The following is a 15,931-nucleotide window of genomic DNA, read 5'->3' on the forward strand; positions in this document are numbered from 1 at the left end:
AGGAGGGTAAAACAAAGGCCGCAATAGCCGGCTATGATTAAAGTGGTTATCATGTTTGTTGCTCCTTTCTTTTGCAGTAATACTCCATTAAGCTTGTTTAGGATCTGAAGGTACAAAAAAAGCCATTCCTAAAGAAGGGTTCTTTTAGGAATGGCTTAAAGCGAAAGCATTCTCATCTTTGCTTCGGAGCCGTTATTGGTTGGAAATAATGGATATTTTAAAATAAGATTTCCGCTGCCTCTAGTTATAGTAGCTTTTTTCTGCACAAGACGTCTTTTTCTCTATACATAGTAATGCTCGCCGACATTTTTGTTGAGCTGGGCTGCAAGTTTACCAAATGGTGATTGCCATACGGTCTGTAGGCTATATAGGGTCTGTAACAAAAACGACAAGGCTCCGGTCCCGGTCAAAGTCCCAGTCTACGAAAATATCGCGGACCGCCGTACCAAATATGGAATTAAATTTTTCTTTATAAAGTTCTTCCTTTTCGAGAAGGCGTTTCGTGGATTTTAAAACATCCAGATGGCCGGTTCTGATTAATTCTTTTTCAATTAAAATCAGGCCGCCTGTGCGTACGGCAAGCATCGTCCGCTCATTTACAGGATGTACCGTGATTTCGTCCGGACTTTTCCCGACCTCTTCACTTACACGTTGAATCGCCTGTTTGATATCCTCCTGATGCTGGGTTCGTTGTCCAGACTCGCCTTCTTTTAATTTGTCCGGGTGGAAACCGGTAATAACCCCTGATTTGTTTTCAATGTTCCAGTCAAAATAAAATTCCCAATCTTCAATATCGATAAGGCTGGCAATGTAGTTTTTAATTTCGGGCAGCATTTTCGACATCATGGTTTCCCGTAATTCTTCTACCGCGCTTTTGTCCCGCTGGTCGAGCATCACTTTTTCAATAGGCGATAAAAATTTTCGTATGTGCATAACAATACAGCAGGGATCAACGCTGACATAGACGGATTCCGGTCCTTTGCCAAAATGATCGCGAAGCACTCTGCCGAGGTAGCTTCCGATTTGTTTTTGTTGTTCTTCTATTTGTGCAGGCGCAGAATGTTCGGCCATATTTTCACCTCATGTTCATTATCTAAAATCGATTAAACTACTGCAGTTGATTAATTGCAGCTGCGATGGGCCCGCAGCCCTGACGTCTTTAAACGTGCAGGAGGTGGCGGATTTGCCACCATGAGTAATCAACAGCTTCACCTCCCCGGAGTAATATAAGCCACTTTCCTTGTAATTTCCTGAATATTTTCGGTGAAAGAGAGTGCAATTATTGACTTGAAAAGCCAATTTTTATTTTTATACCCAGAATATACTTGGAAAAACACCTTTAAATATCGCTTGAAACCTTTTCTCTGTTCTTTTCATTACGATAAAGAACTGGGGAAGCGGCGGTAGTATTTTTCCTGAACCGCTCCTTGTTTTTGAGTTCTTCTATTAGGGCGTTCAAGGAATCACGCTGTCCCGAGACCTCCGCTATAGAATTCAGGTAGGCATGGAAATGGCTCTGGTCATGATCAAAAGCCATTTTTCCCTGATAATTCCGGGCGATGCTTTCGGCGTAGTGCCAGCATATATCTGCTGCTTCTCCTTTAAGGGAGCCGGCCAGTAAATGAAGAGCTTCAAGCACGCGGTTGGTAAGTTTAATATCTTCTTTGGCGGCGTCAGCGATTGGTGTAAAGGCAGCGTAAACATAATAGGCAAAGGTTTTTTCTTTCATGACCACCCGTACGTTGTCCTGAGCATCCACGAGGTACGGCCGGTGAGCAGCAGTCCCCGAAATGGAGCGGAGTAAATCAGCCAGCTGATAAATGGCATCTTCAGCGGTGGAGGGTTCATTATTTCCAATAGCTTTTAAGGCAATTTCTGTTAATTTCCGTACGCTGAAGTTCAAATCCTGCATTTCGGTTTTTTTATTGCCGATAAACAAAAATTGGAGATATGTCTGTTCATTCACAGGTGTATTTGCGGTTTGATCATATCTCTGATAAGAAAACAGCGTGTCCCCTTCGAGCATATAATCACCGACCCGGCGCTCAAGATACACAATCAGCCCGTCCAGTTCTGCCTGAGCGATCAGCCGTTTAAAATCAACGATCTGTAAAAACCCTCCGGTGGCGCTGGCGATGGAATAAATGGGTGCTTTCTCAGGAAGTCGGTATTCTTTTTGTGCTGCCGGCCGGTGCTCTTTTAAGCCGTCTTCGTTTGTAGCTGTAATAATGTTCTGCGAGCGTTCATTTAGATTTTTGGTCAGGTTCGCTACCTGCATCCACTTTACAGCGTGGTTGATAAACAAAATAAAATTTACGGCGGACACAGTAGCTGCAACTATCCCAAGTAAAGGGAAGACGACATATTCGCCAACAGAAGGAGTCAGCATAAAAAAGCCGAGAAGAATATAAAAATAAGATACGTTAAATATACCGATCGCATGGAGCGTGCGACGATCCGCAATGAAGCTGAACAAAACCCGGGGCGTAAACTGACCGGAAAAGCTGGTTAATACGATTAATATCATATTGAACGTAAATGCGTGAAGCATTAATACGCCGTAGGCTAGGGTGCTGTAAATCATTTCAGTCAGGGCGTAATCGGCAGTGAAAAAGGAACCAAACGGAAGTGCGGGCTGAAGGCCGAATTCGACGCCATAGGCAGCAAAAGCCGCTGCTGCTGCGAGCAGGATATAGATCATTGGAAGCGGCCATAAGCTTGACCGCAGTTCATACCAGCGCTGGTTTTTGGACATACTCTGTATTTTTCTGATGAATTTGGGCGTTAAACGCTGCACAAGTTTCTCCTTTCTTTATAATGGAAATTTTTTATTCCACCCGGGGGTAGGCATTTAAAGAAGCCAGCCGGCTGTTTCGGACGACCCGCACTTCACAGGAGGCTTTACTGGCCACAGTGCGGGATCTCCTTCCGCGAATAATACGTTCGAAAGACGGGCCCCCGGTTTCGCCGACAAGAATTAAATCCACGTTGTGCGTGAGACACAGATGACGGGCCAGGCGTTTCTCAGGCACGCCGGCATCAACTACTGTTTGAACGTTGGTGACGCCTCTGCGCATTGCCTTCTCTTTGTATGCTTCCAGGTGATAGTCAGCTTTTTCTTTTAAATAGCGAACGGCTCTGGGATCTATGCGTTTCAGGTTTGCGTAGCGGTGTTCATCGAAAACGAAAGCCAGTATTAAAGAAGCCCTGTGCTCCAGGGCCATGGCACAGGCTTCTTCAAAAGCGTCATACGAAGGAGTTTCTAAAACATCCAGGCCGACTAAAATCCGTTCATAACGGCTCATATCATGTTTCCTTTCTAAAGAGGTTTTTGACAATAAAAAAAGCCAGAAAAAGAAAAGTATCTTTTTCTGGCTTATGTTAAAGGCTTTATTATCCCAACATTGCTGCCATTATTAAATATTTGGTAACTATATGCTGTTGTTTTTAAAACAAACACAGGAAAAAACATGACCACAGAGCTTTTTAAGAAAGAAACTCTGGCCCCGGACAGGAAACGACAGAACGGCTCATAAAAAAGCCACAAAGGAGGAAAATCCTCTTTTGTGGCTTATGCTTTAGCTTTATATCTAAGCATTGCTGCCGTGTTTATTTGTCTTTGAATGAAACAACCATCTAAGATCTTAACATAATATCGTTGTTACCGGAAGTAGAAAGATTAAAACATGTTTTTTCGAGTAACATAAAGAATGTGAGATGCCCTATTCCTGGTATTTGTCGCTGGTTACGTAAAACAAGTATAATATCAAAAGAGAGCCGGAGAAAATCAATGAATCTCGAACAGGAGGGACACCGAAACCGGGCGTCCTTCTTTTCTTATCCGCATGAACGTTTTGATTCAGTGTTTCGGGCATAGCCTGCGTGGGGAAGACTTATTATAGTTTGTTGCGCAGTGGAGATATTTATTGCCAGGCGTAAATAAATCGATTTCTGGGAATAGTAATTAGAAAATAAATGCGTAATAATATATTTTGTTTTATTCTCACTTAGGGGGATTCTACACGTATGGACTACAATCACGAAGAACTTGTTGAGCGTCTACAGGAAAACACCTTCCTGAAAAAAGAGGGGAGGGTGGAATTAGTCACAAAAAATATTCCATTTCTGGAGGAAAAAGAAGGCCTGGATCCGAGGGTGAAACGATTTTTAGAACAGGAACGTGACCCTGAATTGAGGCGCCCAATGACGCATGACGATCTCGAAGTCATCAGAAATCGTAAAGAACAGGACAATCACGATTTAAGCTCTAGTATCCGTACGGAAACAATGCTCGTTTCCCTGGAAAATCGGGATCTGGAGCTGAAAATATATAACCGGACGGAAAGCACCAAGCCAGTGCTCATTTATTTTCACGGCGGGGGGTTTTTTGAACGGGACGAGCTTGTAATGGATAATGTATGCAAACTGCTGGCTGAAAAAACGGAAGCTGTAGTGGTGGCGGTGGAATACCGCCTGGCCCCGGAACACAAATACGCAGAAGGGCTGAAGGACTGCTTTGACAGCGTTCAGTACGTATATGAGAATCACAGGGAATTTGGGGCAGACAGAAATCGGATTGGACTGGTCGGTGACAGCGTCGGAGGAAATTTGGCGCTCGGCGTTTATCACTTAAGCCGGGAAATGTCATGGAATATTTGCTACATGAGCCTGTTGTGTCCTTTACTGGATTTGTCCGAGGTATCTGGAGGAAGCCGGAAAATGGAGCAGTACAGCCCGGGCGTGGATAGAGAGCTTGTGCGCCAGGAACTCGTTACGATGCGTGAGTCGCTGTCTTTCATCCAGTCTCTTTACGTTACGGATCTCGAAGAGCTCGATCAGCCGCTTGTATCACCGTTGCGGAGCGAGCAAAGTTTCAATTATCCTCCTATAACAATAGTTACAGCTGAATTTGATTTTCTCCGGCCTCAGGGAGAAGAGTTTACGAAAAAGCTGCAGGAGCAGGAAAGTCCGGTACGGTATATTGAATATAAGGGAATGGCTCACACGTTTTTAAAAAAACTGGGCTACTACCCACAGGCTGCCGATGCGGTTCAGGAAACGGCAGCTCACTTCCGGTACGTACTTCAAAATAATACGCAAAGCAATTAAAAACAGGACTGGCTTCTGCCTGCCGGTCCTGTTTTTAATCGTTATTAGCCACTGGTGGCTTCACATTAGCGAAATTCCCTGCAAAATCCACTAAAATATTTTCGTATTCAGGAATCGAACTGGTGTAAACGAGTTCGTTATCTCCATGCCAGTTATAACCAACGGGACCGAATTCTACGGCAGGCACACCGTAAACCGTAAAATACTGGCCGTCTGAAGAGCCGTGCTGGCCGAAAATATTTACCTTTTCAAGCTGGGTATTGCGGGTAACCGCTTCTGATAACGTCTTTACATAAGGGTTATCCACTTCCGTGTTAACTGGATCGTTGCATATGTGGACAGCCACTTTGTCATCGGACAGGCTGTTAATCTGCTGAAGAATATCCTCTGGCAGCTGATCGGGCAGATAGCGGATATCAAGCGAGAAATCACACTTAGCCGGAACTTTGTTGTAAACGGTACCGGCCTGAATTTTAGCAAGATTAATAGAAGGTTGGGCATATAATTCTGAACGCTCCTGGGAAAAAGGGAGCTGCTTAATACGCTGATACAGCGCGAATGCTTTTTCGATCGCATTCTCCCCTTCCCACGGACGGCTGCCGTGTGTAGAGGAGCCGGACACAGTAATATCAAGCTGAAGCACGCCTTTGGACTGAATGGCGATGCCAAGGCCGGTAGGCTCGCCGCAGATGACGAAGTCCCCTTTATGGTCATGGTCAACTAAATAGCCGGTGCCATTGCGGCCGCCGGTTTCCTCATCAGGGACAATCTGAAGCTGTACCTTGCAGTCAGGCGGGGCATTATTCAAGCGCACCATTGCCGCCATCATAGCCGCGAGCCCGGCTTTCATGTCTGCCGAACCGCGTCCGTACAGCTTTGCGTCTTTTTCGTAAGGAGCGAACTGTTCTTCTTTGCCCTTAACAACGTCCAGGTGGCCGTTAAAAACCAGGGTCTGGCTTCCATTTCCTACTTCGCATACAAGCATCGAGTGGCCGTTGTTTACATATTTCTGGACAGTCAGGCCGTGGCCTTCCAGCCATTCTCTGCAGAACTCCATTGCTTCATTGACTTTGGGAAGACTCGCAGTATTATAGCCGATTAATGTTTTCAACAGAGGAATCGTTTCATCCATTCTGAGCCTCCTTGCAAAAGTGTTTCATCGTCATAAAAAATGACAGTTCCAGTTACACAGTGGAGGATCTCTCGTCTGGGGTCGCAGGAATTCCTTTATCCTTATCGATTTTTACTACCCGGTCGTACCTTGCGAGTTCAATATTTGCTTTATCATTCAACCATTCCGGATAAAGGTCTTTGCCTGCTGCCAGTGCGAGATAAGCTGACGGGATGTTAGCACCGGCGGCATGGGAAAGGGCGTACCCGCCGCCAAATCTTGGGTTAATATCAATGACGTAGTAGTCGTGGCCGTCATAAAACACATCTGTGTTAATGTAGCCGACATGCTGTAAATTTTCCCCGATCTTTCTGCCAACCTCCAGCAGTTCCTCATCCTTCACAGAAACAGCTTTATCGACGTCGCCTCCACGCATTTCGAGCTGTTTGAGCACCAGGGTAGTTAAATAATTCCCTTCTAAGTCATTGACGACATCCACGCTGTATTTTTCCCCATCTACGACCTGTTGAATCACGATATTGTCTTCAGGGCTGCGGCCCGAGTCATCAGCGATCGGGCTGTCTTTAATCGCATCTACCGCCTGCTTATAAGCAAAACGCATATCTTCGACAGAGGAGACAGTATTAATCCCTACAGAAGCTGAACCATTGCGAGGCTTCACGATTAGCGGCCAGTTGACCTCCTGGTCTTCAACGCCCTGGGCTGCTTCTTCCACCGTCAAATAAGATACTGGGGCAGCTACGCCAAATCTGCCGAGCAGCTCCCGGTACTGGTGCTTGTCTCTCATAGCCTGCACAGTGGAAGCGTCGGGAGTGAAAACTCTCACACCCAGCTTTTCAAACTCATGCCGGGCTTCGGCGAATTTCGCAATTTCCCAGTCATTCAATGGGATAAGCATTTTGATTTTTTCATTTTCACATATAGACAGGACGGCATTAAGGTAGTTTTGATCGGTCTGATGTGGCGTGATATAGGATCGGTCAGCCTGTTGAAGGCCCGGGGCGCCGGGATCAGGATCAGTAGCGATGATTGAGCCTTCGATGTTCAGCCCGTTTATGGAGTCCTGAAAAAACTGTACGAAATCTATTCGGCGTGCTGCCGAAGTTAACAATACATTCATAACGAACCTCCACTTTAGTTATATAATTCACAGCCTTCCTGGCTGGTAAGTTTTCCTCGGCTTAATAAAAACAACTTTCATTTTTTCTAAACTTTTCCACCTGTATAAAAAGGAGCCGAAAAGGTGGCGGGTACCTTTCCGGCTCATGCTTTGCTTCAGATCAAAGCATTGCTGCCAATATCATTGCAATGCAATACTAATAACATATACCATATTTTAAAAAGGCTTAAACGTAGAAGTAAATGAAGCCGGCCACTGTTGAAGTAATGGGCAAATACTAACTGAATATGCGCAGGATGATATACATAGTAAATATAATAACTAACACTGTTACAATAGTTACAGTAACCTTCACTGTATCACCTGCTTTCTTTGAAAATTAGAACCCACCTGTAATGGAGCAGGAGCAGTTAATTAGGGAGCGCGGATTTCACCACAGACTGGAAAAACATAAGATAGTACTTGTAGTCATGCTTGTACGGATGGGGACAGGCCCTATGCCATGGTTTGGCCGGGCCGGTAAAGTGAACAATGGCAGGAGAGCTGATAGCTTCGATTACTTTTTTGCCGTAACGGTCTGGAGGAAGCTTGTCAGTGAACATACTGGTCATCGTATTCCAGCGGGGATGCAGTTCCTTACGCAAGCTGTACAGCACAGCATTGAGGCCATCCTGGTCGTGATAATACATTTTGTCTTCATTCCTTTGAATAAAAGAAATCACTTTTTCTGTAATACGGTTTCTCCGCCATTGCCAGGCATTTACCATTAAAATGCCAGAATTAAAATAGCCGGAGCTGTACGGAATCCCCAGTGCTTCAAAGCGGTCGACACCACCGAAGTTTTCTGCTGCGGCAAGAACAGCATCATCAAGCTCCTGCTCCCAAAGCGCTGTAACATCTGTTTTTACGATAGTATCGCAGTCAATATACAGAAATTTCTCTATAGAAGAATCGAGGCCATGCGGAAGCAGCAGACGGTAATAAGCAGTTTCGGAAATATGATAAGAATTTTCGTGTTCGGCTAAATATATATTGTTAAACTGGGAACGGTCGATAGTAACGAAGTTAATGTTGGTGTGAAAATAATCAGCGACCTGGCGCAGATTTTCTTTATTGCCGGCTGAAATTCCTCCATCAATAATTTGAATGGAGAGGCGCCGGGCCTGATTTGTATTATTTAATAAAGAGATGAGCGTCACACCCAGGCATTCTGCATAATTATCGTCAGCAGCTGAAGTAACGGTGTAATATTGGCTGTGATCCATAATATTCCTCCTATTAAATAAAAAAGAGCCGAAAAGAAAGAATATTCTCTCTTTTCGGCTCTTTTTTCGCGTCTTTTCAAAACATTGCTGCCGCTTTGGCTGTGTAATTGTAAGCATCTGTCTATTTCAATTTATACCTTATTTATATTTCTCTCAAACGTATACTCTCAACAGGATATAAAAAACCGGCCCGGGCAAAGACATACGGGCGGCGGCTATCTTTTCTTCTCGGGCTCTAAAGATAAAACCATATATCCTTTATCTTCCTGAAAATTCCAATCAGTGAAAACGTCCGTAATTTTTCTCTGCAGAATTGGCTCCATGTGTTCTTCCTGAAACAGTCGTCGTTCCATTGGACGTTTAGCAGTTTTAAGCTGTTCCTCGAAGCCTGCGTGAATAAGCTCTTTCTCAATTTCGACAAAAATACCAGCACGGTAAATCATAACTGAGCGTTCATCAATCCAATAGGATTTTGTATAGTCTGGTTCTTTCTGTCCTTTAATACTCAGGTTTATAATTTTTCTTTCAAAGGCTCTTTGGCTAAGGTGACCCGGCCAACGAAAATTTTTTGACGGCTCTTCCTCCATCACCGCCCAAATCATGCCAGTGTGGGCTTCAAAATTCCAATCAAAGTACCATTCCTTGATTGAACCGTTTACCATATCTTCAATGTCCGGCTGAACCCGGGGACAGAATTCATCCATAATGAATTCTCTCGATTGCGCCACACGCTGTTCTTCATTTTGCTGCAGTAGAATATTTTCCATTGGCCCCAAAAAATCTTTAACGTACATAACCAAAAAGGGGCGCTTATAGGAAACATGAATATTAACAGGTCCTTTCCCAAAATGGTCCCTTAATGCTTTGCCGATATAAGCTGCAATCATCTGGGCTTCAGTTTGTTGTTGTTCCATAAAGTCTCCTTTTTGCCAGAACCGGGGTTCTTCTGGACTGGATACTATTATACTGTTAAATAAGCTTTTTATATACAAAATTCGGATTTATTGAGTCTAAACGACTAGGCCTGAAATTATAGTTGTACCTGGCTCTTTAATTTTGCTGGCTATTTTTCTTTATCTGAATAAAAGTAATGATCATTTATCAGGACCATGCATTCTCTTTTACTTCAAAAGAATAGAAGCGTAGTATATTAAGTGGAAGGCACATAAAATGGTGCCTTCTCCATAGAAAAACTCTTCCTATGCCGGCAGGAAGAGTTTTTTATAGGTTAAGAAAGATTCCAGTTCCTTTATAGGGGCGATTTAGCCCCTGTTATAATGAAAATACCTTAAAAAGACTCACGTTTTCTAATCCATTTAAACAGCCACCGCAGTATCGGTGGGACGGCAATAAAGATAAACAGAATGCGGAACAGCTGATAGCAGATGACAATGGAGATATCGGCGTTTACTTCCCGGCCGATAATGCCCATCTGATCCATGCCGCCCGGGGCAAGGCTCAAAAGGGCAGTAGCAGGTGTGACGTGATGCAGGTGCTCAAGAATCAGGCTGAGGCTGAATGCCCCAGCGATCAGAATAACACCGCCGGCTACGGTCAAGGCTCCTATCCTTGCTTTTTTTTGCAGCTGTTCGGGCTTGAGAAGCAGGCCAAAATAAGTGCCAATTAACAGCTGGGCCCCGTTCGTGATGGAAACCGGGAGAGCGGGCGCCTGCAAATCGGCAAGGGTAACACCGATCATCACAAGCATGGGGGCGAGCATATAAGAAGTAGGAAGCCGAAGCTTCTGGCCGGTCCAGGCAGAAGCAAAGCAAAGCCCGAGAAACAGCACAGCCGAGGGAAAAATACTGCTCCAGGATGCGGCCGTCTGGCCTGAGCCTCCGCCGGCTGCTGCCTCCCCATTCGTAAATAGGGGACTCACCGCAAGCACAGGAACGAGAAACATAATTAAAATAATCCGGGTCACTTGCATGAAGGTCACGATCGTAATATCAATCTGTTTTTCTTCTTCTGCGAGAGTTACCATCTGCGAAAGGCCACCTGGAATGCTTCCGGTCAAAGCCGTTGGCAGGGAAACGCCGGAAAGAGAAGCAAATCCGAAGGCCATTAATCCGGAAAACAAAAGAAGCAGCATCGTTAGTCCAATCATCATCGGCAGCTGAGTGCCAATTTGGTGGAACGTCTCCATCGTAAACGACAGGCCGATCGTATAGCCGACGATAATTAACCCTGTGTTCCGAAGGGACTGCGGCCAGTACATCTGCACTCGCGGCAGCTTCGAAAGAAGTAATACAACCGCCATAGGTCCGAGCAGCCATGGCACAGGGATGTTTAAGACAGAAAAGAAACAGCCGCCGGCAAAAGCAGCTGAGACAGTAACAAAAAGGCGCAGCCAGGCCGGCTGCACACGTACAGTTTCAGAATACATACAAAGACCTTCTTTATGGGAATTCATGTTGATAATAATACTATCATAGCATAAATTGACAGCAGTACCGATGTATTTGGCTTATTCCTCTCTTTCTGTCTGTACAGGAAGGTCTTCCCAAAATGAAATATCCTGGCCTTCGATAGTGCCGTCTGCGACTGCCCGGGAAGTGGCGCTCAATGTTTCTACTGTCTGTTTTGTAAGGTAGCCATTGCTTTTTTGCCCTAATACTTCATCATCATTTGCATTATCGGCAGTGCCGCGCATTTCAAACAACAATGTGGAAATACCATACGTATTCGCAATGCCATAAACGCCGATGCCCTGGTCATATGCTGTTCCTCCTCCTGCATATTTTCCAAGATGCCCCCAGCCCTTCGGTTCAATAGCTTCATAAACGATGCCTCCGAGCTGCTTAGACTCATACAGGGTTTCATCTTCAGTATGATCGGGATGTGGGTAAAGGATAGCGCCCGACACATACTTCCCGTCTTTTTCCCACTGGGACCCCTGGTGGTGCAGGTCAATCATATAATTAATATCATAAGTGCTCAGCACATTATCATGAAAGGCCTGGGTTTCCGGCTGTGAACGGGCTTCATGATCCCGGTTTAAATCAACCCTGTCCGCATTCATGCGCGTTAAGTGACGGTCGCCGCTAGCCGCATAATCCTCCAGTTCGAAATTCACGTCCCCCATTGCACCATCCGCATTATACATAGGAATGAAAAGCAAATTAACGTCATCCAGCAGCCCCCTGGTTTTGCCAGTACCAAGCTGTTTAATAAAATCAAGCGATCCCTCGGTCGTTAATGCTTCATCCCCGTGCTGCTGGGCAATGTACAAAATAGTAGGATTATCCGGGTCAGACATATACTTTACAAGATGCATGTCCCGCCCTTTGACAGTTTCACCAAACACCTCGAGTTCCATAGAAGGTTGCTTGGCATCCTGTTTTTTTAGAAAATTTGTCATTTCTTCGTATGTATGCAAAATGGAAGTGTTTACTGTTTCGTGCCCCTGGTAATTTGGCCCGTTTCCTGCAGCGTAAGCTGTTTCTCCTCCCGTCATGATGCCTCCAGCAAGCACAGTACTGACCGCAGCTGCTAATACGATATGTTTTTTCAAAGTAAGCCCCCCTAATAACTTTCAATCTCTTCGTCCTGTTCTACGAAAATTAAGCGATTCCTGTTATGAAAAAGAAAACGTGAAGAAAGTAATGAAAGAGATTCATTTAGGTGGAGAACGAAAAATTCGCTAGGTCGCCCTGCCCTGCGGCCAAACATAATAGTTTTTTAATTTATGTTAATGTATAAGAGATAAAAGCGAAGTATTTATCCCCAGAATAGGCAAAGGAGATAATTATGGTTAATAACGAAGAACTTGTGTATACAACAAAAAGATACCTGCGCAAGCAGACGCTGGCAACGATTCTCGATCAATTTGACGACCGGTTGATGAAGCTGAACAAAACCCGGAGGAAGGCAAAATACGTCAAGATGAAACAGGATCCCTACAGCTTTTTTCGGGGAAGCGCGTATTTATTCTACTACGATGTAGTCAACATCCCCTTTCGGCATCATACGCCAACAGACAAGCCGACCTGGATCATGGGCGACATGCATATGGAAAATTTCAGCAGCTTTCAAAACGAAAACGGAGAGATTGTTTTTGACGTGGATGACTTTGACGAGGGGTATCTTGGTTCCTATTTGTATGACGTCCTCCGTATGGTGGTCAGCATCCGGCTGTTTGCTATGCAGCAGGGGTTTGACGATGAGGAGCGGGACGCTTTCGTCCGGACATATTTAGAAGCGTACTATAAGCGTCTGAAAAAATTTAAAAAAGGCAAAAAGAATCCGGTAAAAACGCAATTCACTTCCCGGAACACCAGGCAGCCGATAAAAAAAACTCTGCAGAAACTTGAAGACCGAAAGGCTACGCATGAGCTCGACAAGCAAACCATCGTCAATGACAGCGGCGATCGTGTGTTTGAACGGGGAAAATCCAAACTTGATTCAGTGACCGATAACGAGTATCAGGGAATAACGAAAATCTGGAACCAGTATTTAGGAAGTCTTGCGGAGGAAAGCTACCGGAGCGAAGAACACTACGAAATCAAAGACATCGTGAAAAAGACCGGAGCAGGCATCGGTTCTACGGGACTGAAGCGCTTTTACATTCTAATTGAAGGCGAAGAGGATCACGTTATTCTGGAAGCAAAAGAGGCACGGACGCCCATTCCTGCTTACTTTTTCCCTTATGAAGAAACATTCTGGACCACGAACAAACACCAGGGCAAGCGGGTAATCAAGACCCAGCGGGCCATGCACCACCTGGCGGATCCGTATTTAGGCTATTTCACCCTGCAGCACCGCGACTACTACGTCCGGGAACGCTCGCCGTATGATAAAGATTTAAAAAGCAAGCACCTGGAAGAACCAAAACGAATGCACCAGACGGTACAGACAATGGGAAAGATATCGGCAAAGGTGCATGCCCGGGCGGATATTGATATTCAGCAGGGGCTGCTGGATTATCACAGCGAGGATGAAATTTTGAAAGCTATTGGGAACGAGGAAGAGATTTTCATTCAGGAAATGATTACGTGGTCAAAGTTTTACAAGGAGCGGGTAGAGGAAGATTATGAACTGTTTCTTGAATGGTTAAAAGAAAACTTTAAATAAAAGGAAACAAAAGGATGCCGGCAGAAACCGGCATTTTGTCTATACATACGAAAGAAACTGAAATACCTCTTCGCTTGTATACTTATACAGCAAGTAAGTGGAAGCCTGCGGAAGATCGAATTCCGGAACGTTTACATGAAGGACTCTTCCTTCCATGAGCTCCCTTCTTACTGCAGAACGTGGAAGAAAGGAAACCCCAAGGCCTTCCTCAATGAATCGTTTTGTCACGTGGCTCTGGGAAACTGTCATAGTTTGCAGCCGGGGGAAACGTGTGTGCAGCATCTGCAGAAGCGAATCCCAATATCCCGGATGATTATAGGTAAAAACCACGTTTTCCGTAAGCACAGTAGTGGCGTCGAGCGGCGGCATCGTTTCAGCGTCGCCGCCATCATGAGGGGCGACCAAAAGCACCGGTTCCTGGTGTAAAAGCTTCTGGTGTATATTACTGCCAGAAGCGGGAAGCAGGGAAAGGCCAATATCAGCAGAGCCGTCGTGGAGGCGGCGTTCGATGAAAACCGACTCCTGGACATCGATAACTACGTCAATATGCGGGTGGGCTTTGGTGAATATGCGTATGATACGGGGAAGTACTGATGCCGCAAGCAGTGGAGAAATGACGATCGTCAGGGTGCGTGTTTTGCCCTGGCGCCATTGTTCCATATCCTTGAGACCAGAATGATAGCTTTTAAGTACAGCCTGAGCATGCGGGAGAAATCTCCGCCCTTCCTCACTCAACAAAACCCGGCGCCCCTGAGTAGTAAATAAGTTGAACCCCAGCTGTTTTTCAAGGTTTTTAATATGGATAGTGACCGCCGGCTGGGAAATAAAAAGGATTTCGGCCGCCTGGCGGAAACTTTCATGTGCAGCGGCAGTAGCAAATGTCTGCAGCCATTCTAATTTCATAACGCTCTCCCCTTATAATAAAACTTTATCAATAAAAGCAATTTTATTTAATATTTATTATTACACACCCGCGTTAAACTAAATACAACAAAAAGTAAGGGGGGAAGTAAAATTGAACGGAAAAGGACTGGAAAACGTAATTGCTGCAGAAACAGCTGTCAGTATGGTGGACGGGGAAGATGGAAAGCTGATTTACCGTGGATACCTGGCAGCAGATATAGCGATGGAATCCTCGTTCGAAGAAGCTGCCTATTTACTACTCGAAGGAGAAAAGCCAAATACGCAGCAGCTGCTGGCATTCACCGATTCGCTAAAGGAAAGGCGCACTGTGCCCGGGCATATTCAAAAGATGGTACAACAGATGCCTGCTGATGTGGAGATGATGAATGTGCTTGAAGCGGCTGTATCCGCCTTGGCAGAAAAGGATACGCTACAGGAATCACCGCGCAGCCAAGCAGCAAGGCTGATCGCTTTGCTGCCTGTTATTATCGCCAGCCGGCACCGGCTTATTCAGAAAAAAGAAATCGTGCAGGCAGACCCCGCCCTCTCCCACGCTGCTAATTATTTGTATATGCTCCGTGGTCGACAGCCAGCAGAAACAGAGACACGGGCACTCGAGGCATATTTAATTTTAACAATGGAACACGGAATGAACGCTTCCACCTTCACCTCACGGGTGATTGCTTCTACTGAATCGGACTTCTTTTCAGCTGCTGCCGGAGCGATGGGCGCCCTGAAAGGCCCGCTTCACGGCGGGGCGCCGGGCGGAGTTATGGATATGCTTGAAGCTGTAGGCTGTAAAGAAAACGCCGAAGCATGGCTGCGGAAAAGAATAGAAGCCGGTGAAAAGGTGATGGGGTTCGGCCACAGGGTGTATAAAACGATTGATCCAAGAGCAGAGGCATTAAAGAAAATATGTGAAAGCACCGCAAATGATAATGACTGGCTTGATACTGCGCATTACGTAGAGCAAAAAGCGGTGCAGCTGCTGAAGGAGTATAAACCAGAGAGGAAGCTGTACACAAATGTAGAATTCTATGCAGCGGCTGTGTTAAAAGCGGTTGATTTTCCTAAAGAGCTGTTTACCCCAACTTTTGCTCTTTCCCGGAGCGTCGGCTGGAGCGCCCATATTTTGGAGCAAAGAAGTGACAACCGGATTATCCGCCCCCAGTCCGTATATACTGGGAAAATAAATTAAACGGTGGAAATTTAACAAAAACTCTTCAGCTAAAAAAGTTGGAGAGTTTTTTATTAAAAGCAAGCTGGCGGGAGAGAAGGGTAGTATGATTAAGAAAAAAACGTGGGAGGCAGTGGTTCCTGGGGAAACTA

General features: G+C 45.3%; 13 protein-coding genes. 3 read left to right on the forward strand and 10 right to left on the reverse strand.

The window, feature by feature from the left end; genetic code table 11:
* Window positions 1–363: 363 nt before the first annotated feature.
* The 3 genes from B5066_RS01285 to B5066_RS01295 form a co-directional block, all read right to left on the reverse strand.
* Window positions 364–1,071, reverse strand: a complete 708-nt coding sequence (locus B5066_RS01285) for a Na-translocating system protein MpsC family protein (RefSeq protein WP_079474158.1) — start codon at window positions 1,069–1,071, stop codon at window positions 364–366.
* Between the two features lie 268 nt (window positions 1,072–1,339).
* Window positions 1,340–2,797: a DUF2254 domain-containing protein gene (locus B5066_RS01290; protein WP_079474159.1), complete on the reverse strand. Its 1,458-nt coding sequence runs from the start codon at window positions 2,795–2,797 to the stop codon at window positions 1,340–1,342.
* Between the two features lie 31 nt (window positions 2,798–2,828).
* Window positions 2,829–3,305 carry a universal stress protein gene (locus B5066_RS01295; protein WP_079474160.1) on the reverse strand — a complete coding sequence of 159 codons (477 nt, stop codon included), beginning with the start codon at window positions 3,303–3,305 and terminating at the stop codon, window positions 2,829–2,831.
* A gap of 721 nt (window positions 3,306–4,026) precedes the next feature.
* On the opposite strand from B5066_RS01295, the gene B5066_RS01300 reads away from it, so the two are divergent.
* A complete protein-coding gene (locus tag B5066_RS01300) occupies window positions 4,027–5,109 on the forward strand; it encodes an alpha/beta hydrolase (RefSeq protein ID WP_079474161.1) in 1,083 nt (360 codons plus the stop codon).
* A 34-nt stretch (window positions 5,110–5,143) separates the two neighbouring features.
* Here the strand turns inward: B5066_RS01300 and B5066_RS01305 are convergent, their stop codons facing one another.
* The 6 genes from B5066_RS01305 to B5066_RS01330 all read right to left on the reverse strand — a co-directional run bounded on the left by B5066_RS01305 (window position 5,144) and on the right by B5066_RS01330 (window position 12,140).
* Window positions 5,144–6,241 (reverse strand): M20 family metallopeptidase, encoded by a 1,098-nt coding sequence (locus B5066_RS01305; protein ID WP_079474162.1) that lies wholly within the window; start codon window positions 6,239–6,241, stop codon window positions 5,144–5,146.
* A gap of 52 nt (window positions 6,242–6,293) precedes the next feature.
* Window positions 6,294–7,361, reverse strand: coding sequence for an ATP-grasp domain-containing protein (locus B5066_RS01310; RefSeq protein ID WP_079474163.1), 1,068 nt, complete (start codon window positions 7,359–7,361; stop codon window positions 6,294–6,296).
* 410 nt (window positions 7,362–7,771) lie between these two features.
* Window positions 7,772–8,626: a glycosyltransferase family 8 protein gene (locus tag B5066_RS01315; protein ID WP_179124005.1), complete on the reverse strand. Its 855-nt coding sequence runs from the start codon at window positions 8,624–8,626 to the stop codon at window positions 7,772–7,774.
* Between the two features lie 215 nt (window positions 8,627–8,841).
* On the reverse strand, window positions 8,842–9,540 hold the full coding sequence (locus B5066_RS01320; RefSeq protein WP_079474165.1) for a Na-translocating system protein MpsC family protein: 699 nt from the start codon (window positions 9,538–9,540) through the stop codon (window positions 8,842–8,844).
* Window positions 9,541–9,914: 374 nt separating this feature from the next.
* Window positions 9,915–11,012, reverse strand: coding sequence for an AbrB family transcriptional regulator (locus B5066_RS01325; RefSeq protein ID WP_079474166.1), 1,098 nt, complete (start codon window positions 11,010–11,012; stop codon window positions 9,915–9,917).
* Window positions 11,013–11,093: 81 nt separating this feature from the next.
* On the reverse strand, window positions 11,094–12,140 hold the full coding sequence (locus B5066_RS01330; RefSeq protein WP_425320075.1) for a M14 family zinc carboxypeptidase: 1,047 nt from the start codon (window positions 12,138–12,140) through the stop codon (window positions 11,094–11,096).
* Window positions 12,141–12,376: 236 nt separating this feature from the next.
* Here B5066_RS01330 and B5066_RS01335 point away from each other — a divergent pair, with 236 nt between their 5' ends.
* Window positions 12,377–13,699, forward strand: a complete 1,323-nt coding sequence (locus B5066_RS01335) for a DUF2252 domain-containing protein (protein ID WP_079474167.1) — start codon at window positions 12,377–12,379, stop codon at window positions 13,697–13,699.
* A 39-nt stretch (window positions 13,700–13,738) separates the two neighbouring features.
* On the opposite strand, the gene B5066_RS01340 is transcribed toward B5066_RS01335, so the two are convergent.
* Window positions 13,739–14,602: a LysR family transcriptional regulator gene (locus B5066_RS01340; RefSeq protein ID WP_079474168.1), complete on the reverse strand. Its 864-nt coding sequence runs from the start codon at window positions 14,600–14,602 to the stop codon at window positions 13,739–13,741.
* A gap of 112 nt (window positions 14,603–14,714) precedes the next feature.
* Here B5066_RS01340 and B5066_RS01345 point away from each other — a divergent pair, with 112 nt between their 5' ends.
* Complete coding sequence (locus B5066_RS01345) at window positions 14,715–15,800, forward strand: citrate synthase/methylcitrate synthase (RefSeq protein WP_143745375.1); 1,086 nt, start codon at window positions 14,715–14,717, stop codon at window positions 15,798–15,800.
* Window positions 15,801–15,931: the final 131 nt, after the last annotated feature.

Source organism: Marinococcus halophilus (assembly GCF_900166605.1).
Taxonomy (GTDB): domain Bacteria; phylum Bacillota; class Bacilli; order Bacillales; family Marinococcaceae; genus Marinococcus; species Marinococcus halophilus.

Coding starts and splice junctions, on each gene's coding strand:
- B5066_RS01285 (WP_079474158.1), bottom strand. CDS start 1,071: ATGGCCGAACATTCTGCGCCTGCACAAATAGAAGAACAACAAAAACAA.
- B5066_RS01295 (WP_079474160.1), bottom strand. CDS start 3,305: ATGAGCCGTTATGAACGGATTTTAGTCGGCCTGGATGTTTTAGAAACT.
- B5066_RS01300 (WP_079474161.1), top strand. CDS start 4,027: ATGGACTACAATCACGAAGAACTTGTTGAGCGTCTACAGGAAAACACC.
- B5066_RS01305 (WP_079474162.1), bottom strand. CDS start 6,241: ATGGATGAAACGATTCCTCTGTTGAAAACATTAATCGGCTATAATACT.
- B5066_RS01310 (WP_079474163.1), bottom strand. CDS start 7,361: ATGAATGTATTGTTAACTTCGGCAGCACGCCGAATAGATTTCGTACAG.
- B5066_RS01315 (WP_179124005.1), bottom strand. CDS start 8,626: ATGGATCACAGCCAATATTACACCGTTACTTCAGCTGCTGACGATAAT.
- B5066_RS01320 (WP_079474165.1), bottom strand. CDS start 9,540: ATGGAACAACAACAAACTGAAGCCCAGATGATTGCAGCTTATATCGGC.
- B5066_RS01325 (WP_079474166.1), bottom strand. CDS start 11,012: ATGTATTCTGAAACTGTACGTGTGCAGCCGGCCTGGCTGCGCCTTTTT.
- B5066_RS01335 (WP_079474167.1), top strand. CDS start 12,377: ATGGTTAATAACGAAGAACTTGTGTATACAACAAAAAGATACCTGCGC.
- B5066_RS01340 (WP_079474168.1), bottom strand. CDS start 14,602: ATGAAATTAGAATGGCTGCAGACATTTGCTACTGCCGCTGCACATGAA.